23 protein-coding genes and 3 tRNA genes are annotated in these 25196 nt (G+C 34.8%); 13 read left to right on the forward strand and 13 right to left on the reverse strand.

Annotation, left to right across the window (positions count from 1 at the left end):
* Positions 1-32 precede the first annotated feature (32 nt).
* Positions 33-236: a hypothetical protein gene (locus GJV76_RS07460; RefSeq protein ID WP_155092014.1), complete on the forward strand. Its 204-nt coding sequence runs from the start codon at positions 33-35 to the stop codon at positions 234-236.
* Here the strand turns inward: GJV76_RS07460 and GJV76_RS07465 are convergent, their stop codons facing one another.
* The 4 genes from GJV76_RS07465 to GJV76_RS07480 all read right to left on the reverse strand — a co-directional run bounded on the left by GJV76_RS07465 (position 237) and on the right by GJV76_RS07480 (position 1447).
* A complete protein-coding gene (locus GJV76_RS07465; RefSeq protein WP_155092015.1) occupies positions 237-1019 on the reverse strand; it encodes an alpha/beta fold hydrolase in 783 nt (260 codons plus the stop codon).
* Between the two features lie 164 nt (positions 1020-1183).
* A tRNA-Arg gene (locus GJV76_RS07470) sits at positions 1184-1257 on the reverse strand.
* Positions 1258-1281: 24 nt separating this feature from the next.
* A tRNA-Pro gene (locus GJV76_RS07475) sits at positions 1282-1356 on the reverse strand.
* Between the two features lie 7 nt (positions 1357-1363).
* Positions 1364-1447: transfer RNA gene (locus GJV76_RS07480), tRNA-Ser, on the reverse strand.
* Positions 1448-1948: 501 nt separating this feature from the next.
* On the opposite strand from GJV76_RS07480, the gene GJV76_RS07485 reads away from it, so the two are divergent.
* The 3 genes from GJV76_RS07485 to GJV76_RS07495 all read left to right on the forward strand — a co-directional run bounded on the left by GJV76_RS07485 (position 1949) and on the right by GJV76_RS07495 (position 5631).
* Complete coding sequence (locus GJV76_RS07485) at positions 1949-3127, forward strand: acetyl-CoA C-acyltransferase (protein WP_155092016.1); 1179 nt, start codon at positions 1949-1951, stop codon at positions 3125-3127.
* A gap of 86 nt (positions 3128-3213) precedes the next feature.
* Positions 3214-3975 carry a C40 family peptidase gene (locus tag GJV76_RS07490; protein ID WP_155092017.1) on the forward strand — a complete coding sequence of 254 codons (762 nt, stop codon included), beginning with the start codon at positions 3214-3216 and terminating at the stop codon, positions 3973-3975.
* Between the two features lie 300 nt (positions 3976-4275).
* Positions 4276-5631: a DEAD/DEAH box helicase gene (locus GJV76_RS07495; RefSeq protein WP_155092018.1), complete on the forward strand. Its 1356-nt coding sequence runs from the start codon at positions 4276-4278 to the stop codon at positions 5629-5631.
* A gap of 76 nt (positions 5632-5707) precedes the next feature.
* Here GJV76_RS07495 and GJV76_RS07500 read toward each other — a convergent pair whose 3' ends face one another.
* The 6 genes from GJV76_RS07500 to GJV76_RS07525 all read right to left on the reverse strand — a co-directional run bounded on the left by GJV76_RS07500 (position 5708) and on the right by GJV76_RS07525 (position 14209).
* On the reverse strand, positions 5708-7042 hold the full coding sequence (locus GJV76_RS07500) for an MFS transporter (protein ID WP_155092019.1): 1335 nt from the start codon (positions 7040-7042) through the stop codon (positions 5708-5710).
* 70 nt (positions 7043-7112) lie between these two features.
* A complete protein-coding gene (cmk, locus tag GJV76_RS07505) occupies positions 7113-7799 on the reverse strand; it encodes a (d)CMP kinase (RefSeq protein ID WP_155092020.1) in 687 nt (228 codons plus the stop codon).
* Positions 7800-8315: 516 nt separating this feature from the next.
* Positions 8316-10796: an endopeptidase La gene (lon, locus tag GJV76_RS07510; protein WP_155092021.1), complete on the reverse strand. Its 2481-nt coding sequence runs from the start codon at positions 10794-10796 to the stop codon at positions 8316-8318.
* Positions 10797-10995: 199 nt separating this feature from the next.
* Positions 10996-11970 (reverse strand): hypothetical protein, encoded by a 975-nt coding sequence (locus GJV76_RS07515; RefSeq protein WP_155092022.1) that lies wholly within the window; start codon positions 11968-11970, stop codon positions 10996-10998.
* Positions 11971-12029: 59 nt separating this feature from the next.
* Positions 12030-13340, reverse strand: coding sequence for an MFS transporter (locus tag GJV76_RS07520; RefSeq protein WP_155092023.1), 1311 nt, complete (start codon positions 13338-13340; stop codon positions 12030-12032).
* A gap of 56 nt (positions 13341-13396) precedes the next feature.
* Positions 13397-14209 carry a M48 family metallopeptidase gene (locus tag GJV76_RS07525; RefSeq protein ID WP_155092024.1) on the reverse strand — a complete coding sequence of 271 codons (813 nt, stop codon included), beginning with the start codon at positions 14207-14209 and terminating at the stop codon, positions 13397-13399.
* A gap of 458 nt (positions 14210-14667) precedes the next feature.
* Here GJV76_RS07525 and GJV76_RS07530 point away from each other — a divergent pair, with 458 nt between their 5' ends.
* Together GJV76_RS07530 and msrB are read left to right on the forward strand one after the other, a co-directional pair.
* Entirely contained in the window at positions 14668-15540 is an 873-nt protein-coding gene (locus tag GJV76_RS07530) for an alpha/beta hydrolase (protein ID WP_155092025.1), read from the forward strand.
* 80 nt (positions 15541-15620) lie between these two features.
* A complete protein-coding gene (msrB, locus tag GJV76_RS07535) occupies positions 15621-16022 on the forward strand; it encodes a peptide-methionine (R)-S-oxide reductase MsrB (RefSeq protein WP_155092026.1) in 402 nt (133 codons plus the stop codon).
* A 36-nt stretch (positions 16023-16058) separates the two neighbouring features.
* Here msrB and GJV76_RS07540 read toward each other — a convergent pair whose 3' ends face one another.
* On the reverse strand, positions 16059-16790 hold the full coding sequence (locus GJV76_RS07540; RefSeq protein ID WP_155092027.1) for a biotin--[acetyl-CoA-carboxylase] ligase: 732 nt from the start codon (positions 16788-16790) through the stop codon (positions 16059-16061).
* A 97-nt stretch (positions 16791-16887) separates the two neighbouring features.
* Here GJV76_RS07540 and rsfS point away from each other — a divergent pair, with 97 nt between their 5' ends.
* The 7 genes from rsfS (at position 16888) to GJV76_RS07575 (ending at position 22451) form a co-directional block, all read left to right on the forward strand.
* On the forward strand, positions 16888-17259 hold the full coding sequence (gene rsfS / locus GJV76_RS07545; protein ID WP_155092028.1) for a ribosome silencing factor: 372 nt from the start codon (positions 16888-16890) through the stop codon (positions 17257-17259).
* A 16-nt stretch (positions 17260-17275) separates the two neighbouring features.
* Positions 17276-19243 (forward strand): ATP-dependent zinc metalloprotease FtsH, encoded by a 1968-nt coding sequence (gene ftsH, locus GJV76_RS07550; RefSeq protein WP_155092029.1) that lies wholly within the window; start codon positions 17276-17278, stop codon positions 19241-19243.
* Positions 19244-19355: 112 nt separating this feature from the next.
* Positions 19356-19967 (forward strand): LUD domain-containing protein, encoded by a 612-nt coding sequence (locus tag GJV76_RS07555; protein WP_155092030.1) that lies wholly within the window; start codon positions 19356-19358, stop codon positions 19965-19967.
* A 1-nt stretch (position 19968) separates the two neighbouring features.
* Entirely contained in the window at positions 19969-20760 is a 792-nt protein-coding gene (locus GJV76_RS07560) for a phosphatidate cytidylyltransferase (RefSeq protein WP_155092031.1), read from the forward strand.
* A gap of 2 nt (positions 20761-20762) precedes the next feature.
* Positions 20763-21413, forward strand: coding sequence for a phosphatidylserine decarboxylase family protein (locus tag GJV76_RS07565; protein WP_155092032.1), 651 nt, complete (start codon positions 20763-20765; stop codon positions 21411-21413).
* A 17-nt stretch (positions 21414-21430) separates the two neighbouring features.
* The gene (locus tag GJV76_RS07570) at positions 21431-21709 is read left to right on the forward strand and encodes an acyl-CoA-binding protein (protein WP_155092033.1); all 279 of its coding nucleotides are present in this window, start codon (positions 21431-21433) and stop codon (positions 21707-21709) included.
* A complete protein-coding gene (locus GJV76_RS07575) occupies positions 21699-22451 on the forward strand; it encodes a superoxide dismutase (protein WP_155092034.1) in 753 nt (250 codons plus the stop codon). Before GJV76_RS07570 ends, GJV76_RS07575 begins: the two co-directional genes overlap by 11 nt.
* Before the next feature lie 57 nt (positions 22452-22508).
* On the opposite strand, the gene dnaB is transcribed toward GJV76_RS07575, so the two are convergent.
* Together dnaB and GJV76_RS07585 are read right to left on the reverse strand one after the other, a co-directional pair.
* Positions 22509-24056: a replicative DNA helicase gene (gene dnaB, locus GJV76_RS07580; RefSeq protein WP_155092035.1), complete on the reverse strand. Its 1548-nt coding sequence runs from the start codon at positions 24054-24056 to the stop codon at positions 22509-22511.
* A 142-nt stretch (positions 24057-24198) separates the two neighbouring features.
* On the reverse strand, positions 24199-25152 hold the full coding sequence (locus GJV76_RS07585) for an acetyl-CoA carboxylase carboxyltransferase subunit alpha (protein ID WP_155092036.1): 954 nt from the start codon (positions 25150-25152) through the stop codon (positions 24199-24201).
* Positions 25153-25196: the final 44 nt, after the last annotated feature.

Here is a 25196-nt window from a genome sequence, read left to right on the forward strand (position 1 = left end):
ATTACTATTTTTGCAAAAAGCTATTCATCCCCATGGACAAAGAAACATATATCAAACAATCATTAGAGGCTATTGCCAAAAAGAATTTAACTACACCGTTTACCTTAGCACCGGGAAGTACTGTTACTGACTTGGATTTGTACTTAAACAGCCTTGTAAATTCTTATATGACAAGTAAAGATCCTCGCCTTGTAAATCTCTTTCAAGATAAAATAGAGGCTTTAAAGGCGCTGTAATTACAAATACCGCTTAAAGAAAGATACTACAACGTCTAATGTTTGCTCTTTGCACTCTTTGTGCGGAGTATGGCCTATATCTGAAAAGATAACTTTCTCGACCGGTCCTTGAGCCTTTGCTATTGTTTTCTCTACTTGATCTAAGCTGCCATATTCGTCCAAATCTCCTTGAATGAAAAGCAATGGAGAGGTAATATTGCTCATTTTATCCTCTACAGACCAATCTTTATATTCGGGAGACAACCAAGTATCTACCCATGCTTTCACTATATCATCTACTTTGGTTCCATGGTACTTCACTAAGCGATCGGCTAAATCCGTTGTTTCGTAAGCTAATTTAGCTGACCTTACCCCCTCTAAAGTAATTTCCTCTACAAAAATATGTCCGGCTTCAGCGATTAATGCGGAAGTATATTGCGGGTATAAAGCAGCATATAACAAAGCTATAGATGCTCCATCGCTATGCCCAAAAAGCGCCACGCGTTCTAATCCCAATATTTCTAAAAAAGCTTTTAAGAATACAGCCTCCTGTGTTAAATAGTTCTTTCCTCTAACAGTTGTATCCATTCTATCTGATAAGCCATACCCTACTCTATCGTAAACCAAGATATTACACTGTAACTTTTCAACTAATAACTCAGGCCAATCGCGCCATAGAGTTACACACCCTAAAGAATCGTGTAACAATACAATCGTATCCCTACACTCCTCTGAATACATAAAGTGCTTGTAAAAAATATTCTTTTGATTGACTAAGACACAATCTTGAATAGCTGTAATCATTTGTTAGAAGTTTTACTGTCGTTCATCTCAAATGTAAAAAAGTAAAAACAATAGTGCCTAATAAAACTGAATTAATTTGAAATAACTCGAATTTCACTACCTCTCGTAAAGACATGGAAAAAGAAAAAGAATAAAAAAAGCCTCAACGTATGTTGAGGCTTTTGTGATCCAGTCAGGATTCGAACCTGAGACCTACTGCTTAGAAGGCAGTTGCTCTATCCAGCTGAGCTACTGGACCTAACCAAATCGCTAGGATTTTTAGTCGGGGTGGCAGGATTCGAACCTGCGACCTCCTGGTCCCAAACCAGGCGCGATGACCGGGCTACGCTACACCCCGAAAACTGCGGAGAGACAGGGACTCGAACCCTGGCATCGGTTACCCGATGACAGATTAGCAATCTGCTCCGTTACCACTCCGGCACCTCTCCGTTGCTTTAGATAATTACTTCTCTAATGCGGATGCAAACTTAGCACTACTTTTTATTCTATGCAAGTTTTGCAAACAAAAAATCACACTTTTTTTTACTAAAAAAACGAACACATTATATATCAACATCCTATAGCGAAAAATATTTTTATTATTTCTAATACATTTCATTGAAACCAGCCTCAAACCCCCAAAATAAAACGGTTTCCAACACCCTTACTACATTACCTATTTCCATTTTACCTTACATATTTGCAGTTGTTATGACTATTAAATTTTATTCCTTACCACTTCTCCCCTTTCTGTATCTTGACAATTCAAAAAAGAAAACACAATTGAATAACCGCATTATCAATACTTATCGAATAGTATAATCACCTTGGTATAGTTATAAATTATAAAAATTAATTTTTTTTATGTACTTTACCGACGCATTAGTACATCTTGTTAACAAGAGATACTATGACTAACAGTAAATAACTTTATAATAATACCATAAACTATGAATAAAAAAGTAGTAATCGTTTCTGCTGCAAGAACGCCAATTGGAAGCTTTTTAGGTGCTTTATCAACAGTTCCTGCGACTAAATTAGGTTCAATTGCAATCAAAGGTGCTTTAGACAAAATTAAACTTGATCCAAAATTAGTTGATGAAGTTTACATGGGGAATGTAGTACAAGCAGGAGAAGGACAAGCTCCAGCTCGTCAAGCAGCTTTAGGTGCGGGATTGTCTAACGAAGTTCCTTGTACAACAGTAAATAAAGTGTGTGCCTCTGGAATGAAAGCTATTATGTTCGGTGCACAAGCTATTATGACTGGTGATGCTGAAATCATCGTAGCAGGAGGAATGGAAAACATGAGTATGATTCCTCACTATGTACACATGAGAAATGGCAATAAATTCGGACCGACAACATTGGTAGATGGATTGCAAATTGACGGTCTTATAGATGCTTATGATAACAATGCTATGGGAGTTTCTGCGGACTTATGTGCTTCTACTCATAATATTTCAAGAGAAGAACAAGATGCATTTGCCATCGCTTCTTATGAAAAGTCTGCCAAAGCATGGGATGCTGGTAAATTTACAGAAGAAATCGTTCCTGTAGAAGTACCACAAAGAAGAGGTGAACCTATTGTAATAAATAGAGATGAAGAATACACAAATATTAAATTAGATAAAGTAACAAGCCTTAGACCTGCTTTTACTAAAGATGGTACTGTTACTGCTGCCAATGCTTCAACGATAAACGACGGAGCTGCTGCTGTAGTGATCATGAGCGAAGAAAAAGCAAAAGAATTAGGTTTAACTCCACTGGCATATATTAAATCGTATGCAGATGCAGCACAAGAACCAGAATGGTTCACTACAGCACCTGCAAAAGCACTTCCTATCGCACTTAAAAAAGCTAACCTAAGCGTAAGTGATATTGATTACTTTGAATTTAATGAGGCTTTCTCTGTTGTTGGAATTGCCAATACCAAATTATTAGATATTAATCCTGCATTGGTAAATATCAATGGTGGAGCAGTTTCTTTAGGACATCCGTTAGGTTGTTCAGGAGCGAGAATTATTGTTACTCTTTTAAATGTTCTAAAACAAAATAATGCAAAATTAGGAGCCGCTGCAATTTGTAATGGTGGTGGTGGTGCTTCTGCTATGGTATTAGAAAGAGCATAATATTCAATATTTTAAAATATCTTTAAGATGAGTTTGATTAGTTCAAACTCATCTTTTATTTTTGCATATAAATTCAACTATCTATTATGTTTGCATATTGCAATCTTGCCATTGTACCATTAAGAGCTGAAGCATCTGACAGAAGCGAAATGGTAACACAAGTACTATTCGGAGAACACTTTACTATTTTAGAACAAACTGAAAAATGGTCTAAAATACAGCTATCCTATGACAAATATGAAGGGTGGATGGACAACAAACAATATCAGCTGATTACTGAAGACGACTTTAACTACTTAGAACACACTTCTACTTTATTCGCCTCAGACCTTGTTGACTTTGTTTCGACAGAAAACAACCAATTGATGTCTATCCCTTTAGGTAGTTGCCTTAATGGACTTAAACGAGACTCTATTAATATTGATAATTTTCAATATGAAGGTCGAAGTATTTCTGGCCAATTCAACAAAAGCTTGTTCTTAAAAACAGCTTTTATGTATTTAAATGCGCCATACTTGTGGGGAGGAAAAACTCCTTTTGGAATTGACTGCTCCGGATTTACCCAAATGGTTTACCGCATCAATGGATACAATATACCAAGAGATGCCTCTCAACAAGCTACAATAGGTGAAGCTTTGAGCTTTATTGAAGAAAGCGAAGTAGGAGATTTAGCGTTTTTTGACAATAGTGAAGGAAACATAGTACACGTGGGTATTATTATGGAAAACAACTATATCATACACGCACATGGTAAAGTGAGAATTGATCGATTAGACCACTTAGGAATTTACAATATTGACTCGGGAAGACACACGCATAAACTAAGAGTCATAAAAAAGATTCTTTAATTGCATACAGACCTCACCAAACGGTATTCAAAACAACAATAAAGTATTACACAAGCCTATACTGCAATTATCCGCAGCAAATCGGGTAAGGCTAATGGGTTAATTACCAGCTTTAAAGTAAAAGCTACTCTATTTCACAGCATTTAGGTTTAAAACAAGTATACCTAATAATACCCTATTGTTTTCTTATTTCTTTTGAACATTCACACTCAATCTTGTTCATTTTTTTTAAACTGTGTAGAAAATATGTTTTTATGACTAAAAAAATAAAAATGTATCTTTGCACAAATTCAGATTATTATGAACACTTTCGAGCAATTCAATCTTCCGAAAGCTTTAGATAAAGCCCTTAATGAGCTTAATATAACAACCCCAACTCCTATTCAGGTAAAATCGCTCCCTGTGATCCTATCAGGAAGGGATATGATGGGGATTGCCCAAACTGGTACAGGTAAGACATTCGCCTACCTATTACCTATTCTTAAACAGTGGAAATTTGCGAACTTCGAATCTCCAAGAGTTGTGATCATTGTTCCAACAAGAGAATTAGTCGTACAAGTTGTAGATGTTATTGAAAAAATAACCCAATATATGTCTATTCGCACGCTTGGTGTGTATGGAGGAACAAACATTAATACGCAGCGAAAAGCCGTTTATGAAGGGGTAGATATCTTAGTTGGTACGCCTGGTCGTATGATGGACCTTGCATTAGACGGAGTATTGAGATTTGACAATCTACAAAAACTTGTCATTGATGAGTTTGACGAAATCCTCAATTTAGGATTCCGCACTCAGCTAACTTCTATCTTAACGATGATGAAAACAAAAAGACAAAATATATTGTTTTCTGCGACTATGACTGAAGAAGTAGATGAAGTATTAGATGAATACTTTGATTTTCCTGAAGAAGTGTCATTAGCTCCATCTGGGACACCATTAGAAAAAATCGATCAACTTGTCTATAACGTACCGAATTTCAATACAAAAATGAATCTTCTTTTACATCTTCTACAAGATAAAGAAGTATATAATCGCGTATTAATTTTTATAAATAGTAAGCGATTAGCAGATGTTGTTATGGAAAAATTAGAGGCTGCATTTCCAGATGAATTTACAGTGATTCACTCTAATAAATCTCAAAACTTCCGTATGCGATCAATGGCTGAGTTCCAAGCAAGTGAACTACGAGGTCTTTTGACAACAGATATTATGGCACGTGGATTAGACATCTCTGATATATCGCATGTATTTAACTTGCAGTTTACTGATTCTCCTGAACAGTACATTCACAGAATTGGACGTACAGGTCGTGCAGATAAAAAGGGAACTGCAATATCATTGGTCGACCCAAAAGAGGAAGAAATGCTTATTGCTGCTGAAATGTTAATGGAAAAAGAATTAACAGTAACAGAAATCCCTGAAGAAGTAGAAATATCAACTTCTTTAATGGAATTTGAAAAGTCTAAGCTCAAAGCAAAGCAATTAGTTAAGATTAAAAAGCCAGAAGAAAAAGGAGCTGCATTTCATCAAAAGAAAGAAAAGAATACTAAAGTTAACCTTGGTGGACCAGGTAAGAGAAAACCAAGAAAAACGAAGCCAAGAAACAGAGCCGTAGACGCTAAAAGAGCGGCGAAGAAAAAGAGAGGTAACGAATAAGCTTTTATAATATTACTAAAAAAAGGGTTGCATAAAGCAACCCTTTTTTTTGGTTTATATAAATATATTTAAAACACTAACGTTTTAGATTCTCTACATTCTCAGGTTTGTGTTTGTACTTAAACAGAATAGCAAACAAGATTGTTACAACCAAAGCATAGGCTGCGAATATCAACCATGAATGTCTCCATCCTTCTAATTGTAATGCTAAATCAGTTTGACTGTAAACATAGTGATTTACAACTTCTCTTGCGATTAACATACCGATAGTAGCTCCAAATCCATTTGTCATCATCATAAATACACCTTGAGCAGAAGATCGAATATCTTCACCTGTCTCATTATCTACATAAAGTGAACCTGATACATTAAAGAAGTCGAAAGCAATACCGTAAACGATCATCGAGATAATAAACATCCATACACCACTTCCAGGATCTCCTAATCCGAAGAACCCAAAGCGAAGTACCCATGCAAACATAGACATCAACATAACTACTTTTATACCAAATCGCTTCAAGAAATATGGAATAAGTAAGATACAAAGAGTCTCTGAAACTTGAGAAAGCGAAATTAATGCGTTTGCATTATTTGCTCCCCATGAATTTGCATAGACATCCATGTCTTTAAAAGTAGAAATAAAAGGATTGGCATACCCGTTTGTAATCTGCAATGATACCCCAAGTAACATCGAGAAGATAAAGAATATTGCCATTTTCTTTTGCTTAAACAAGCTAAATGCTTTTAGTCCTAAGGCATCTGATAAAGACAATTTCTTATCACTCTTATTAATCGGACAGTTAGGCAATACAAAACTATACAAGAATAAAATCACACCAAATATCGCCGATATATAAAACTGGTGGTAACTCGTCTGAAAGCTTGCAAACGCTAAATCATTAGAAAAGTTAAATCCAAGAACTCCATCTTTGAACCCAAAGAAGTTAACAAACAACATTGCACATATAAACCCAATAGTCCCAAATGTTCGTATAGGTGGGAAGGTTTTAATTGTATCCATATGATTGTGCTTAAGTATAGTATAAGCAGCAGAATTGGATAAGGCAATAGTCGGCATAAAGAATGCCACACTAGCAGTATACAAGCTAAAGATAGTAGTAAAGTTTACATCAGCCCCCGCTGTAAACCCATAATATCCAGTAGCAAACATGAATATTGCAGCTAGTAAGTGATTAATTCCCAACAGTCGTTGTACAGGTATCCATCTATCAGCTACAATCCCCATAATTGCTGGCATAAAAATAGAAACAATACCTTGAACTGCGTAAAACAATCCAATCTCAGGACCTAATCCTATAGATCCTAAGTAATTCCCCATAGACGTTAAATAAGCTCCCCAAACTGCAAACTCCAGGAAACTCATTATAGTCAATTTTGATTTTATATTCATAACCTAATCTCTTTAAACTACATTAACAAATTTACAGATAATATATCTTTAAAAATAGTTTTTACTTACCTTATTTAACACGTTCACCTACTAATTTTAAAAGAATATCATATTGTTCTTCTCTAGTTAAATTTGAGTTATCAATCTCTATTGCATCCTCTGCTTTCACTAATGGAGAATCTTTGCGAGTTGTATCTATATGATCTCGCTCAACTACATTTTTATATACATCAGCATATTGAATTGTAGCATCTTTAACTACAAGTTCATCAAATCGTCTTTGTGCTCTTACATCTGCTGAAGCATTCATAAAAATCTTCAACTCTGCATCTGGAAACACAACAGTTCCAATATCGCGCCCATCCATTACAACTCCTTTAGCTTTCCCTAAATTTTGTTGCTGTTGAACCAATTTTTTTCTCACTTCCTTTACTTCTGCAATTTGACTAACAAATTGTGAAACTTCAAGGGTTCTTACTAAATCTTCTACATTCTCGCCATTCAAATATACTTCCGCAAAACCACGCTCTCCATTATACTCAAAGTGTACGTCTATTTCATCTAAAGCCTCTACTAATTTCTCCCCATCAAAATGCTTTGTATCAATATATCCTTTTCGCATTGCAAATAGAGTTATGGCACGATACATCGCTCCAGTATCTATATATACATATCCAAGTGTTTTTGCAATTGCTTTTGCCAATGTGCTTTTCCCCGTAGAAGAAAAACCATCAATCGCTATCGTGATTTTTTTCAAAACTGAAAATTTAATAATTAATTCAAAAAATAAATAAGTCAAACATAATTCTATTTACTGAATATACCTTATTCGACTGTACTTTTTTCTAAAATAGAAATAGTACAAAGCATCAAGATATTTAATTCAACAAGATAGAGCGCTAAACACCTATCATAACTATGTTTCCACACAAAGGTACATTTTCTACAACCTACAAATTATGATTAATCTCAATTGAGATTAATTTTATTGATTTTTCAATTTATCCTTTAAAACACTTCGAACTATCAAAAGATATAGGCAATTATAAGCAAGCTATTTGCTATAGTTTCAAAAAACAAACTGTTTAAATGCAATCATCTCTAATGAAAAACAACTAAAAATCACAAAATCACAGAACAAAAAATGTTCTTTTCTCCCAACTCACTACTTCGAAACAGAAATAATAAAGTGAACACTAAACCATATAAAACAAAAAAACACAACCGTTAAGTTGTGTTTTTTTATTCAATTCATTATTTACAAAATAATTATTTAATCTTGCTTGCTCTCCTTCTCAACTTTAAAAGTCTTAAAGTTTTTCACTTTCTGGTTCGTTATAGCAATATCTAATACTTCATGCATCTTATCTACATAGTGAAAAGTAAGGCCTTTGAGATAATCTTCTTTAATTTCATCGATATCCTTCTTATTCTCTTTACACAAGATAATCTCTTTGATATTTGCTCTTTTTGCAGCTAAAATCTTCTCTTTGATTCCTCCTACAGGTAAGACCTTACCTCTCAAAGTTATCTCTCCTGTCATGGCTAAATTCTTCTTCACTTTTTTCTGTGTTAAAGAAGATACCATTGAGGTCAACATTGTGATTCCCGCACTTGGTCCATCTTTTGGCGTAGCTCCTTCAGGTACGTGGATGTGAATTTTATAATGGTCTAACACATCTTGGGCAATACCTAACTCATCTGCATGTGCTTTGATATACTCTAAAGCAATAGTTGCAGACTCTTTCATAACATTACCTAAGTTACCTGTAATACTTAAACCTCCTTTTCCTTTTGAAACCAGAGACTCAATGTATAAAATATCTCCTCCTACACTTGTCCACGCAAGTCCTGTTACTACACCGGCAACATCGTTATTCTCATATTTATCACTGTCAAATCTCGGCGTTCCTAAGATCTTTTCGATATCAGCTTCAGTTAGCTTCTTATTGAACTCTTCCTCCATTACTACAGCTTTAGCAATTCCTCTTGCCACATGCGCCAACTGCTTATCTAACCCACGAACTCCAGATTCTCTGGTATATCGAGAAACAATATACTCCATTTGCTTTTTGCCAATCGCAATATCTTTTTCACCTAAACCATGCTCTTTCAATTGTTTTGGCAACAAATGTTGTCTTCCTATCTCCACTTTTTCCTCCACAGTATATCCATTCATTTCGATGATTTCCATACGATCTCGCAAGGCTGGTTGTATCGTAGAGAGATTATTAGACGTAGCGATAAACATAACCTTAGATAAATCATATCCCATTTCTAAGAAATTATCATAGAAATCTGAGTTTTGCTCAGGATCTAAAACCTCTAATAAAGCCGAAGACGGATCACCATTGTTCCCTACAGATAACTTGTCAATCTCGTCCAATAAGAATACTGGATTTGATGTTTTTGCCTTCTTTATACTTTGAATAATACGCCCTGGCATAGCACCAATATACGTTTTTCTGTGCCCTCTAATCTCTGCTTCATCTCTCAATCCACCAAGTGATATACGAACGTACTCTCTCCCTAACGCATCTGCGATAGACTTCCCAATAGAGGTTTTACCTACTCCTGGAGGACCATATAAACACAAAATAGGAGATTTTAAATCATTGCGCAGTTTTAACACCGCCATGTGCTCAAGTACACGCTTCTTAACATCCTCTATACCGTAATGATCTTTGTCTAATACCTTCTGTGCATTCTTTAAATCAAAATTGTCTTTCGAATAACTATTCCAAGGCAACTCCAAGAACAGTTCAAGGTAATTACGTTGAATACCAAACTCCGCTACTTGAGGATTCATGCGTTGAAACTTCAACAATTCTTTATCAAAACGCTCTTTTGCTTCTTTAGGCCATTTTTTCAATAAAGCCTTCTTGCGCATATCTTCAAACTCCTCTTCATTTGAAAACCCACCAAGTTCTTCTTGAATTGTTTTCATTTGTTGATGTAAGAAGTATTCCTTTTGCTGTTGATCTAAATCTATTCTAACTTTCGTTTGAATGTTATTTCTCAATTCCAGCTTCTGAAGCTCAACATTCATCAACTTAAGAGTTTCAAACGCGCGATCTTTTAAATCGTTTATTCTCAATAATTTCTGCTTATCTTCTACAGTTAAATTCATGTTAGAAGAAACAAAATTGATTAAGAATGATTGACTTTCAATATTTTCGATTGCAAAAGAAGCTTCGCTTGGAATATTTGGACTTTCCTTGATAATCTCTACTGCAATTTCTTTAATAGAATCGACAATAGCGTCAAACTCTGAATCATCTTCAATTGGTCTACTTTCTACACGTTCAGCTACAGTAGCCTTTAAGAAAGGTTCAGTTTGAACCATCTCAAGAATGTCAAATCGCTTTTTACCTTGTAGAATAACAGTAACATTTCCATCAGGCAATTTCAATACCTTCAAAATTTTAGCTACGGTCCCTTCGTGGTAAATATCTTCAAATGTAGGGTCTTCTGTACTTTCGTCAATTTGACCTACTACCCCAATTGTTTTATCTCCTTTGTTAGCTACGTTAAGTAACTCAATAGATTTATCCCTACCAGCAGTAATTGGTATTACCACTCCTGGAAACAATACCATGTTTCTTAAAGGCAATATTGGCAATTCTTTAGGCAATACTTCTTTGTTCATTTCCTCCTCGTCCTCAGAACTTAATAATGGAATAAACTCTGATTCGCCCTCCACAATATCTTGTAACGACAAATTGTCTAATGTAATAATCTTTTGATTCGCCATATTTTATTTTACGTCATTTTGTCAGTTAATTCTTTTCTTATGTGTTTTTCAAACTTTACCTTACCTACTACAAAGCACACATATCCAATAGATTAACAAATATATTATTTATTCTTCACAGTAGTAAGGACAATCTTTATGCCATAAAAAAAAATCTCTATTAAAGAATAGAGATTTTTTAAACAATTATATTTTAGATCTATTTTTTACTAACCTTAAAAGTACCATACTTAACTTGAATAACTCTTTTTTCCTCATCTACCCCTTTGAGTTTCATATCAAAACTTCCTTTCAAAACAGTTCTTTCAACCTCTGTACCATCAACTTTTTCAATAAACTTCTCAACCTCCTCTATTTCAATTTGAGCATCTTTCAGCATCGCTTCATCTTCTTTATCTAAGGTATATTTTATCCCAAACTCAGAAAAATAATATGCATCTACTCCTTCTTCTGACATTTTGATTACTTCCCCTACAACTGCTCTTTCTTTTGGAAATGTAAAGTGTAGTACTTGATCTACATTATCGCGTCCAACTCCCATTACAATGTAATTAGTATCGTTCTCCTCAAGAGTTGCATTTGTATTTCTAAATTCAGCTCCATCTATTTGCGCATCTACATACTCAGATTCTTCACGTTCATAAGGAACATTTTCAAAAGTACCTTTTACTTGAAAAGAGCGAATACTCGGATCTACATTAGCATCTTCTCCTTCTGGTTTAACGGGAATCATTCGCATATCAAAACTACCACTTACAACTCGAGCCGAGCGATTAATAAAATCAATCGTTACAAAACCAGTGATATAAGTCGGTCTATCAATATCTATCGTACTAAAATATTGATTATTTTCTCTATCTAAATAAGTAGATCTATTAGCATTTGTTGGAAAATTACCCTGTTTAAAAGTCTTAGTCATAATAGTCAACACATCCTTTTTTTCACCTTTCACAGCATCTAAGGTAAAGTGCATTTCGCCTTTTGCATTGATCTTTGCTACAACGTTTTCTCTAAAAAAATCTTCTACACCATCTGTATTGACATAGACTACTGGCTTTCCAACTTTCTTGTTATTATCTAACAAAGGATCAACAGACTCATTGTCACATGAAATAGCAAATATCCCTAAGAAAAGCGTCAAACAGATAACAGTTAGTTTATTTAATTTATTCATAGTAATTTTTAAAATAATATTTAAAAGTAGAGTTTATTCGTCAATAATTATAATTTTTTTTATCCTATCTGATTTGACTTATTAGGCACCCTCAATAATAAAACGAAACCTATCGCAAAGAAGATAATTAAAAAAAGTATAGCATTCTGCATTTTGCCTGTCAGATCACTAACTAAACCATACATAGACATCCCCAGTACAATTCCTATTTTTTCTGTAACATCATAGAAACTAAAAAAGGATGTTGTATCAGTGGTTTTGGGTAACATCTTTGAATACGTTGAACGCGACAAAGACTGAATCCCACCCATAACCAGACCTACTGCAGCAGCAGCTATATAAAATTCATTTGGACTAACAATGGTGTATGCATAAACACATATTATTATCCATAACGCATTTAAAGCACATAACGTATATATATTTCCAATTTTTGACGAAAGTTTAGAAGTTAGCACTGCACCAAGGACAGCAACTAATTGAATAACTAATATACTAATTATCAATCCTGTTGTTCGTTGACTATCTGACTCCCATGCTATTTCTTTCTCTCCAAAATAAGCTGCAATAATCATCACAGTCTGCACTGCCATACTATAGACAAAAAAAGCCACTAAGTACCTCTTCAACGACTTGTGATCACCCAGTTGATACCATACTTTCTTCAATTCCCTAAACCCCTTAAAGAACAGTGAACGCGTAATTTTCTTTCCATTCTTAAAATCAGGCAAAAACTTAAAAGTATACAGACTAAACCCTATCCACCACAAACCTACTAAGATGAATGAAAATCGCATAGCTTGTAAAGGAGAATCAAATCCTAAAACTTCCGCTTGCATTACCAACGCAAGGTTGATAAGCAGTAAAATAACACTTCCTATATAACCAAGTGCATATCCTTTCGCACTAATTTTATCCTGCTGATCTTCAAAGGCAATATCTGGTAAATAGGAATTATAAAAGACCAAACTCCCCCAAAAACCGATCAAACCAAACATGTATAACAACAAACTCAAAATCATGTAGTCTAAACTAAAAAAATACAACAACATACACGATATAGAACCTATTCCACAAAAGAGTTTCATAAAGAACTTCTTGGTTCCCAAATAATCTGCAATACCAGATAATATCGGAGATATAAATGCTACAATCATAAAACCTATAGCAGTTACATAGCTGATTATAGCCTCGCTTTTGATATCCGTATCAAATAATGTAAAGCTATCTACACCTAACTCTCTAAAAAGAGCACCGTAGTACAATGGAAAAATAGACGACGATATAACCAAAGCATACACGGAGTTAGCCCAATCGTAAAAAGCCCAAGCAGTTAGCGTTTTCTTATCTCCTTTAACAAAGTTTTTCATAGAGTGTAAATATAAGAAAAAGAGCTATCCACTTGGATAGCTCTTATGCAAATATATTAATTGAAAGAAATGCCATATTTTGCTGCCTCAGCTTTCGCCTCGGGAATCAATTTGCGCAATTGATCGATTCGCTCTTTATTACTTGGGTGAGTGCTCGTGAAAGAAGATCCATCACCTCCTCCTGTTTTTTCAGCCATTCGCGACCAAAATGCAACAGCTTCTTCAGGATTATATCCCGCAATAGCCATTAACGTTAAACCGATTTTATCAGCTTCACTTTCGTTCGAGCGACTAAACGGTAACATTACCCCGTATTGTGTTCCATATCCATAAGCTGCAGCCCACATTTGCTTAGCCTGAGGGTTTGATTTTTGCGTTAAAACATCTAAGCCTACCGCACCCAATTGCTGTAACATTGCATTACTCATGCGCTGTTGGCCGTGGTTTGCTAATGCGTGAGCTACCTCGTGTCCCATTACAACAGCAATTCCTGCATCTGTCTTACAAATTGGCAAAATACCAGTATAAAACACTATTTTACCACCAGGCATACACCAAGCATTATACTCATCGTTGTCTACAAGGTTGTACTCCCACTGATAATCTTTTAAATAATCCTTATGTCCATTCGCATTTAACCACTTCTCTGCAGCACCTTTTATCTTTTTTCCTATATCTTCAATTCGCTTCGCATCTTGAGTACCAGTAATAGCCTTGTGCTCTTTCAAGAAATCATCATATTGCTGAAAAGACATTGGAAATAATTGTGAATTTGGGGTTAAAGCTAAAGTACTTTTTCCTGAAAAAGGATTGGTAGCACAAGCTCCCAACAATAAACCACTTAATAGTAGAATAGCTGTTTTTCTCATATTGTAAGTTTTTTTTGTCAAAATTATAATAAATATCCATATCTAATCCAGGGATAATTCTAAAACTATAAAAAAGTCTACTACTAAATTAATCAAATGACAATAAACACATTACAAAAAAATACAACAAAAACCTAAGTAATATGACTAACCTACAGAACATATTGAACTTGCGTAAATATAACTAAACCTTAAAGGAATAATCTTGGCTATAAATGTAAAAACCATTACTTATCTACCTCAGATAAATCAACTAAATCAGTGATGACATCTGTACTATTAACCAAATAATTAACGTCTAAAAACATTAAAGAAAAGGCCTTATACTACAATAGAAATGTTTGCAAACACTCCGAGAACATTTTAAAATATAAAATACGAAAATTGCGATTTACTATTTTTATTAGGTAAGCATAGCATTAAAATTTTGTACATTTACAGCAAACAAGAGCATAACAATGGAAACTCAAAAACAAAAGCAGTCCCTTGAGATTCCAAGAGGAATTATACTGACTGCTAAAACATTACAATTCTTCTCCATCAAATTGGCGACGAGATTTGCACAAAATCTATTTATTACCCCAATAAAGTTTAAGCCACCTAAAAGAGAGAAAGAGATGTTAGACAAGAGCATTAGTTCTGTCATAACAGTAAAAGCTTTAAAAAAAGATATATGTGTTTATCAATATGGTACAAACAAACAAGCTGATAAAAAAGCCTTATTGATACACGGTTGGAATGGAAGAGGAACACAATTGGTAACGATAGCAAATATGCTAATGCGACAAGGTTACGATATTGTGAGTTTTGACGCGCCTGGCCATGGAAAATCACCTAAGACTAAAACTAATTTAACCGAGTTCATGGCTTCTGCTTTCGAAGTAGAACAACAATTTGGCCCATTTGACTTGGTCGTAGGTCATTCCTTAGGAGGTATGACAACAATCAATTGTCTAAAAGATGGTTTAAAAGCAAAAAAAGCTGTAGTCATTGGCAGTGGTGATGTGGTTGAAGATGTGATTGACGAATTTGTACAACAGATCGAATTAAAACCCATCATTTCTACGAAGATAAAAGAGCGATTTGAGTCTCAATTCAAGCAGTCCATGCAGAGTTACTGCGTGCATTTGGCAGCCGAAAAAGTAAATATCCCGCTGCTAATCATTCATGATGAAGATGACGCTGATGTTCACTACAAAGCAGCCTATCAAATCAAGAAACACAGCCCTAATAGCGAACTGATGATTACTAAAGAATTAGGTCATAGAAAAATATTAGGAGATAAGAAAGTGATTGAACGCATTCTACAATTTGTTCAAAAAGAATCTTAATGAAGTACTTTGTCCTTTTATTATTATTGAATTTTAGCTTTGTTAACTGCAAAGGAAATCAACCAATTAAAACGCACGCTATGGAAAAAAACCAAAGTACATCAGAAGAACAATGGAGAGAAATACTTACTCCTGAAGAATATTTTGTATTGAGACAGAAAGGGACTGAAAGGCCTTTCACAGGCGAATACAACGATTTTTATGAAAAAGGAAGCTATCACTGTGCAGCTTGTAACCAAAAGCTTTTTGATTCAAATACCAAATTTGACTCACACTGTGGATGGCCTTCTTTTGACCAAGCCATAAAGGGATCTGTCAAATACATCAAAGATTTATCGCATGGAATGGTTAGAACGGAAGTTGTTTGCTCTAATTGCAATGGTCATCTTGGCCATGTATTTCCGGATGGCCCCCAAGAAACAACTGGAGAAAGATACTGCATGAATTCGATATCACTCAAATTCCAATCAGAAGAAAAATAAAAAGAGCTGGTCAAGGTGACCAGCTCTTTTTGTTTTTTAGTATAGTAGTTTTATTTCCTTAACTCCAAATTCTTCCACACTGTCATCCTCTAATTTAACTTGAAGAAAACCATACATAGACACTCCGATAATTATCCCCATAAACCTCTTGCCTGTAGGTAATTCAAATGCTGAAGGAACTCCTTTGCGATACAAGACATCAAGATATTCCTGCCACAAGTTTTCTTTTTCTCCTTTTTGCAGACGCTGACAATACATCTCTAACTCTTCCACAACCTTCAGCATGAGCGCATCCTTGTCAATTTGACTTCCCAAAAGCAATGCAAGAGATGTTGCCTTAATTAAATCTGTAAACTGAACTTGGTTGACATTCAATCCAATTCCTACTATGGATGTAATAGCTCCCTCTGCCTTAAAAATATTCTCAATTAAAATACCGCCAACTTTTCTATTTACTGACAAAATGTCGTTTGGCCATTTAACATCTAATTCCAAAGTAAATATTTTTTTGACAGCCGATCGCACAGCTAAAGCAGCAATAATATTTAAACAAAACACATCCTCTACCTCAAACAAAAAATCACGTACTAAAACACTAAAAGTAAGATTACTACCTACTTCAGAGGACCAAACTTCTCCTCGTTGACCGCGACCAGCAAATTGATTTTCAGTACTGACAACCGTAAAATTATCTAAGTCATAAGAAGTTAAAAGATCTTTTAAATAAGTATTAGTAGATGCTGTGGCATCGAGTTTGATAACATTCATATAAAATAATTATAGACAAATCTAAACTGATTCATTATATTTGGAGCCAAATTATAAAACAAATATATTTAATCGCAATAAATAAGATAAAAATTAAATGGCAGAGAAGAATATCAACAACGACGAACTAATTGCTAACGTAATAAAAGGAATTGAAGCGGTAAAAGGAGACAACATTACTATCTTAGATCTAAGAGAAATAGACAATACACCATGCGATTATTTTATCATCTGTGACGGTAACTCAAACACACAAGTAAACGCTATCTCAGGTGCAATCCAAAAAACTGTATCGAAAGAATTACACGATAAACCATGGCATGTTGAAGGTGAAGACAATGCAGAATGGATTCTGATGGACTATGTGAATGTAGTGGTACATGTGTTCCAAAAACACATCCGTGAGTTTTACAACATAGAAAACTTATGGGGAGATGCAAAAATCACTACTATTACAAGCCAATACTAAATAAAAACTATCATTCATGGCAGGAAATATGAAACCAAACCAAAATAAATCAAAATTTAACCCTTGGCTATTGTATGGTAGCATACTGGTGATAATTTTGGTTATCCAACTGCTGACGAAAGGAAGCAGTTTTGGAAACACTAAAGAATTAAGTCTTTCCAAACTATATGAATTCGTAGAAAAGGGATATGTAGAAAAAATCGAATTTAATCGCAGTGCTGCAAAGGTGTACATCAAATCTGATGTATTGCAAAATAACGAGGAATTCAAAAACGCACAAAGCAAACCTATCCTTGGTCAAGAAACTAAGGGACCTCAATTCATTACTGATATTGGTGATCCTAAAATCTTACAAGAAAAATTAGACGTTGCTGTACAAGAGCAAAAACTAACAGAATATAAATCTGAACCTGAAAGTAACTGGGGAGACTTATTTATAAGCTTCTTGCCTATTGTTATTATCATCGGATTCTGGTTATTCATGATGAGAAGAATGACTGGTGGCGGTGGCGCTGGTGGAGGAGGTCAAATCTTCTCAATTGGAAAGTCAAAAGCTAAATTATTCGATGAAAAAAACAGCATAAAAGTTAGTTTCAAGGACGTTGCTGGTTTAGAAGGTGCAAAAGATGAAATAGTAGAAATAGTAGAATTTCTAAAGAATCCTGAAAAATATACATCCATCGGAGGAAAGATTCCTAAAGGAGCTTTACTTGTAGGACCTCCTGGAACAGGAAAAACACTATTGGCAAAAGCGGTAGCAGGAGAAGCAAATGTACCTTTCTTCTCTTTATCTGGTTCTGACTTTGTTGAAATGTTTGTAGGAGTTGGAGCATCGAGAGTGCGAGACTTATTTAAACAAGCAAAGGAAAAAGCACCAGCTATCATCTTCATTGATGAGATTGATGCAGTAGGACGTGCAAGAGGTAAAAGCAATTTCTCTGGTTCAAATGACGAAAGAGAGAACACTTTAAACCAACTATTAACTGAAATGGATGGTTTTGGTTCACATACAAACGTTATTGTTTTAGCAGCGACGAACAGAGCTGAGATATTAGACAAAGCCCTTTTACGTGCTGGTCGTTTTGACAGACAAATTTACGTAGACTTACCAGATGTTAAAGAAAGAGAAGCTATATTCAATGTTCACTTGAGAAACATCAAGAAAGTAGACAACTTAGATATTGACTTTTTAGCAAAACAAACACCTGGTTTTTCGGGTGCTGACATCGCTAACGTTTGTAATGAAGCTGCTTTAACAGCTGCTCGTAAAAACAAAACTCAAGTAGATATGCAAGACTTCTTAGATGCTGTTGACAGAATCATTGGAGGACTTGAAAAGAAAAATAAAATTATCAGCCCAGAAGAAAAATACGCAATTGCTATTCACGAAGCTGGACACGCTACTGTAAGCTGGATGTGTGAACACGCTGCTCCATTAGTAAAAGTAACTATTGTTCCGAGAGGTCAAAGTTTAGGAGCTGCTTGGTACCTTCCTGCTGAAAGACAAATCGTTCGCACAGAGCAAATGTTAGATGAGATGTGTGCAACAATGGGTGGACGTGCTGCTGAGAAAATTATTTTTGACAAAATATCAACAGGAGCATTAAGTGATCTTGAAAAGGTTACTAAGCAAGCAAAAGCTATGGTAACTGTTTATGGATTAAATGAAAAATTAGGTAATATCACTTATTACGATTCGTCAGGTCAAAGTGAATACAACTTTTCTAAACCATATTCAGAAGAAACAGCCAAGGTAATCGATGAAGAGATTTCTAAGCTTATAGAAGGACAATATCAAAGAGCAATGGAAATTCTAAGTCAAAATAGAGAAAAACTTATTCAATTAGCCGATTTACTATGCGAAAAAGAAGTTATTTTCAAACAAGACTTAGAAAATATCTTTGGAAAACGTCCTTTTGACAAGGAGATAATTGAAGATATCACAGAAGAAGATACAGATAAAACGCCTGAGGCTGAAGTATAAACCTCCCTTAGGTAACGTAAACACTAAAAAACTTAACTTAAAGCAAGCTTTAAGTTAAGTTTTTTTTTATCTTTGAATACTAGTAGTATTATTTTATCTCTATACTTTTCGTATGAGTTTTTTCAAGAAATTATTTAAAGTTTTCGAATCACCAGCACCTGAAGAGGAAAAGAACACTGAGGAGAGAGGTCAATATCTTCCTGAGAAAATTCTTCCTGTCGATGAGTTATTCACTATTAACTTCACACAGAATGGAGGTAAATTCCTCTATTGTGAAACTAATGAAGAGCTTGCTGAGACATTCGTCAATATTTTATTGGAAAATGATTGGTTTGAGAAAAAAGCACTAACCTATGAAAGTTCTCTACATCATTTATTAAAAGAGAACAATGTCAAGTATAATGAAGTAAACAATCCTGCCTTCTTTTTTACCACTTGCGAAAGTTTAATCGCTGATGATGGCGCTATTTTATTCTCAGATAGACAACTAAAAGACAATAAAGCAAACCACCTACCCTACAATATTGTAGTATTAGCAAAAACAAGTCAGATCACACGAACCAAGAGTGATGGACTACGCGAGATAAAAAGAAAATACGGAAGCTCTTTACCAAGCAATATAACTGCTTTTAACTGCTTCAAGCCTTCCGCTGTAGAAAGTGACTTCCTAAGTTATGGAAGAACACCTAAAAACTTATATTTAATCCTCTTAGAAGATTTATAAAATGTCTGAAACATTAACTCGTGCTATATCAGGAATAGTCTATATAGCTTTATTAATAGGGGCAACACTATTTGATCAATTAGCCTTTGAAATTCTGTTTAGCTTCTTCTTACTTGTAGGAGCATTTGAGTTTTCAAAACTTATTAAACTACCAAAGTCACTTTGTTTGTTTGTTGCTGCTTTGGCAATAGCGATTGTATTTTGGAAAAGAGACCTTTTACCCTCTATAGCGATAGCTACTTTTGGGATTCTAACCCTTTTAGCTTTAATGGCGGAACTGTTTTCTAAAAGACAACCTAATCGCTCTTTACCTATTAAACTAATTATATTCCTTGGATATATTATAGCGCCCTTTATCACTTTACTCTTTTTACCTATAACAAAAGAGAGTGGATATCTACCACAAATCATAATAGGGATGTTTATTCTGATATGGACTAATGACACCTTTGCTTATATAGTTGGTAAAAAATTTGGTAAAAACAAATTATTTGAAAGAATATCTCCTAAAAAGACAATAGAAGGATTTATCGGCGGAATTATATTTACAATATTAGCAGGAATAATATTAAGTCAATATTTTGACTTCTTTTCTATCGTTATTTGGATAAGTAGTGCTATTTTTGTAGGAATTTTTGGAACTATCGGAGACTTAGTGGAATCTCGATTCAAGAGAGAAGCAGGAGTAAAAGATAGCGGGGCAATAATGCCAGGACATGGCGGTATATTAGACCGTCTTGATAGTGTTATTTTTGTAGCACCATTTTTGTATATAATTTTTCAAATATTATAATCATGTTTCACAAGGAAGGAACTAAAATTATTTTCTACTCAATGCTAATAACTATAGCATTAGTTTTTGCTGCTGATTATTTACCTTTTAATTGGCTTCGAATTGTTGTACAGTGTACAATCATTGTTTTATTATTATTAATCTTACAATTTTTCAGAAATCCTAATAGAGGTATTACACCTTGTGATGATACAATTTTAGCTCCAGTAGATGGTAAAGTTGTAGTTATTGAAGAAGTATATGAGCCTGAGTATTTTAAAGATAAAAGACTGATGGTTTCTATCTTTATGTCTCCTATAAATGTTCACGTTACCAGATATGGACTTAGTGGTATTATCAAATACAGTAAATACCACGCAGGTAAGTATCTTGTTGCATGGCATCCAAAAGCAAGTGAAGAAAACGAAAGAACTACTGTTGTTATTGACAACCCTGTATATGGCGAAATCATGTATAGACAGATTGCCGGAGCTTTAGCTAAACGTATCGTTAACTATGCTAAAGTTGGTGATCAAGCTATTCAAGGTACAGATGCTGGGTTTATTAAATTTGGTTCGCGTGTAGATTTATACTTACCTTTGGGAACTGATGTTAACGTCGTATTGAACCAAAAAGCGAAAGGGAATATAACATCAATTGTAGGAAAAAAGTAATTGTACGAAAATAAGTGATGAACACTTTAGATAAAGAATTTCACGAAGCATATATACGCATCTCGAATGAGGCAAGAAACCTTGCTCCAGATATTATGTTGCGCATATATGCTTATTACAAACAAGCTACCAATGGCTTAAGTCACAGAGACTTTCAAGATATGTCTACTGATTTGAAAAAAGCTTTCAAATTCAACGCTTGGACACAAATTAGCCATCTGTCAGCTACTCAAGCGAAGGAGGAATATATCAAGCTCGCTAAACAAATATTAGACAATCCTCAAGATGATGAATAACAAAATCTATTCATTAATACTACTTGGATTACTTACACTAAGCTGTAATAATCAAAATAAACTTACCGAAGTTGAAATTCCAGAAAGGGAATCTTTTATTATACCAAAGAAAGATTTTCCCGATCCTGCTACAATTAAAACAAAGCAAGGACCGTTTGATATGCCAAAATTAAGCTATCAATTCAACGAGTTACCCGAATTATTTAGTGCTGAAGATTTTTATACGCATTATGCAGTAGTTCAATTAGACAATGCCAACAAACTAAATTCCACTATACACGGTACACAGTTTGAAAACTTGAGCATAGAAGACATTGTCAAACAAGCTAACAACAATGATAAACAAATCAAAAAATTAGCTGGTATATATTACAATCACTACCTATTTTGGCAATCTATGACGCCTAAAAGCACAGAACCAAGTCAAATCGTAGCAACAGCAATAAACACTAATTTCGGGTCTTTAAATGACTTTAAAAAGCTTTTAAAAAGCAAAGCACACGAATTAGACGGAGCAGGTTATGTTTGGCTTGTCAAAAAAGGAGAAACATTAGCAGTGATTGCTACCGATAACAATATCAATCCAATGATGCCTGAATACCAGTTAGGTAAACCACTTTTAGCAATAGATTTATGGGAACACTCCTATTACACTAAATTTGAAAACAGCATAAGTGATTACATCGATACCTATTTCAAGTACATTAATTGGCAAAGGGTAAATGATCAATATAATCAATAAAAAAATCCTCATTCTAAATAGAATGAGGATTTTTTTATTGATTATATCCTACGTCTTTTAAAACGGAACATCGTCATCATTTATACTTGATCTTCCAAAAACATCATCTGCAGGAGGTAAACTGTTGGCAAAATTACGTGAGTTACCATACCCCTCATTCGTATTCATTGATGAGCCAAAAACATCCGAAGATGAAAGATCACTGTCCAGATTGTCAAATTTACCAAAATGACCTAAGAACTTTAATCTAATATTATCCAGACCACCATTACGGTGTTTCGCAACAATAAACTCTCCTTGTCCTGTAGTAGACCCTCCTAACTCATCATCCCATTCATCAATCTTATAATACTCCGGACGATAGATAAACGAAACAATATCCGCATCTTGCTCAATCGCACCTGACTCCCTTAAATCCGATAACAATGGGCGCTTTGAAGTCCCCCTTGTCTCCACCGCACGGGACAACTGAGATAAGGCTATTACAGGGATGTCTAACTCCTTCGCCAAAGCTTTCAAGTTTCGAGAAATAGTCGAAATCTCCTGTTCACGGTTTCCTCCCCCTTTTTGATTACCTCCGGCGGTCATCAACTGTAAATAGTCAATAATAATCAACTTGATACCATGCTGCGAAGCTAAACGTCTTGCTTTGGCACGTAAATCAAAGATAGACAAGGAAGGAGTATCATCTATATACAATGGAGCGCGTTCCAGATCTTTCACTTTCACGTTTAATTGCTCCCATTCATGAGTTTCTAATTTACCCGTTCTCAATTTTTCAGAAGATAGCCCTGTTTCTGAAGATATCAAACGAGTGATCAACTGTACCGAAGACATCTCCAAAGAGAAGAAAGCCACACCAGCACCAGAATCTATTGCAATATTACGAGCCATCGACAATACAAATGCCGTTTTCCCCATACCTGGACGAGCGGCAATAATAATCAAGTCACTTGGTTGCCATCCAGAAGTCAAATCATCTAATTTGTGAAAACCGGTAGGTATACCACTTAAACCTTCTTTCGTACTGATCTCCTCTATTCGCTTTTTAGCTTGAGCGACTAAAGACTGCGCTGTTTCAGAACTCTTTTTAATATTACCTTGGGTCACTTCATACAGTTTTGCCTCTGCTTTATCCAATAAGTCAAAAACATCACTGGTCTCATCGTATGCATCCTCGATAATTTCATTAGAAATGCGAATCAAACTGCGTTGAATGAATTTCTGAAGAATGATTCTCGAGTGAAACTCAATATGAGCTGAAGAAGTAATACGCTGCGTTAACCCAACCAAATAATAGTCCCCTCCAACCAAGTCTAATTTGCCATTAGTTCTCAATTGCGTTGACACGGTAAGTAAATCAATAGGTTGATTACTCACAAATAATTGATCAATTGCTTCAAAAATATACTTATGCGCCTCTTTGTAAAAAGCTTCAGGTTGAAGAATATCGATTACCTCATCAATTCCCTTCTTATCAATCATCATTGCTCCCAATACTGCCTCTTCCAAATCAATTGCTTGAGGCGGTAATTTTCCTTTCTCTAAAGCAATCACATCTTTAGAAAAAGATTTCATTGGTCGTATATCTTTTGCTTGTTCCATATTGCGAAAATACACCTTTTTTAAAGATTAATAAATCATTTTTTTGAGCACATAATATCAACAACTCAAACAAAACTGTTGATAATAAAAAAAATCCGAGACAGTATCTCGGATTAAATTGTTTATAAAAATAGAAAGAGTACTAATCTTTGTATTCTCCCATTTCAAAATATTTTTCCATGCGTTTATCAAGTAATTTATCAACTGACAATTTACTCAACTCAGCATATGATTTCTCAATGTATTCTTTTACTGACTTGAATGTAGCCTCTCTGTCTGAGTGTGCACCTCCAAGAGGTTCAGCAATAACATCATCTACTAATTTGTTTTTCTTCATGTCAAATGAAGTTAACTTCAGTGCTTCTGCTGCTTGCTCTTTATACTCCCAGCTTCTCCACAAAATAGAAGAACATGACTCAGGCGAAATTACAGAATACCAAGTATTCTCAAGCATAGTAACTTTATCTCCTACACCAATTCCCAAAGCTCCACCAGAAGCTCCTTCACCAATAATCAAACAAATAATCGGCACTTTGATACGGAACATCTCATAGATATTTCTCGCAATTGCCTCTCCTTGTCCTCTTTCTTCAGCTTCTAATCCTGGATATGCTCCCGGAGTATCGATTAATGTAACAACTGGAATATTAAACTTCTCAGCCATTTGCATTAATCTCAATGCTTTTCTATAACCTTCTGGATTAGCCATACCGAAATTGCGGTATTGTCTTGTCTTCGTGTTATATCCTTTTTGCTGCCCAACGAACATATAACTTTGATTACCAATCTTTCCAAGACCACCGATCATTGCTTTATCGTCTTTTACATTGCGATCTCCAAACAATTCAAGGAAAGTATCTCCACATAGTGCTTTGATATAATCCATTGTGTAAGGTCTATTTGGATGTCTTGATAATTGAACTCTTTGCCAAGGCGTTAAGTTCTTATATATATTCTTTTTCGTTTCAGCAAGTTTCTTCTCAATTTGCTTACAAGTACTCGTTACATCTACCTCTGACTCTTCACCGATCAACGTACATTTTACTAATTGCTCCTCAAGATCTTTAATTGGAAGTTCAAAATCTAAATATTCCATTTATGAATAGGTTTTAGTTTCAATTATGATTTACAAAGATATAA

Origin of the sequence: Myroides albus, assembly GCF_009711045.1 — a bacterium.
Classification (GTDB): domain Bacteria; phylum Bacteroidota; class Bacteroidia; order Flavobacteriales; family Flavobacteriaceae; genus Flavobacterium; species Flavobacterium album_A.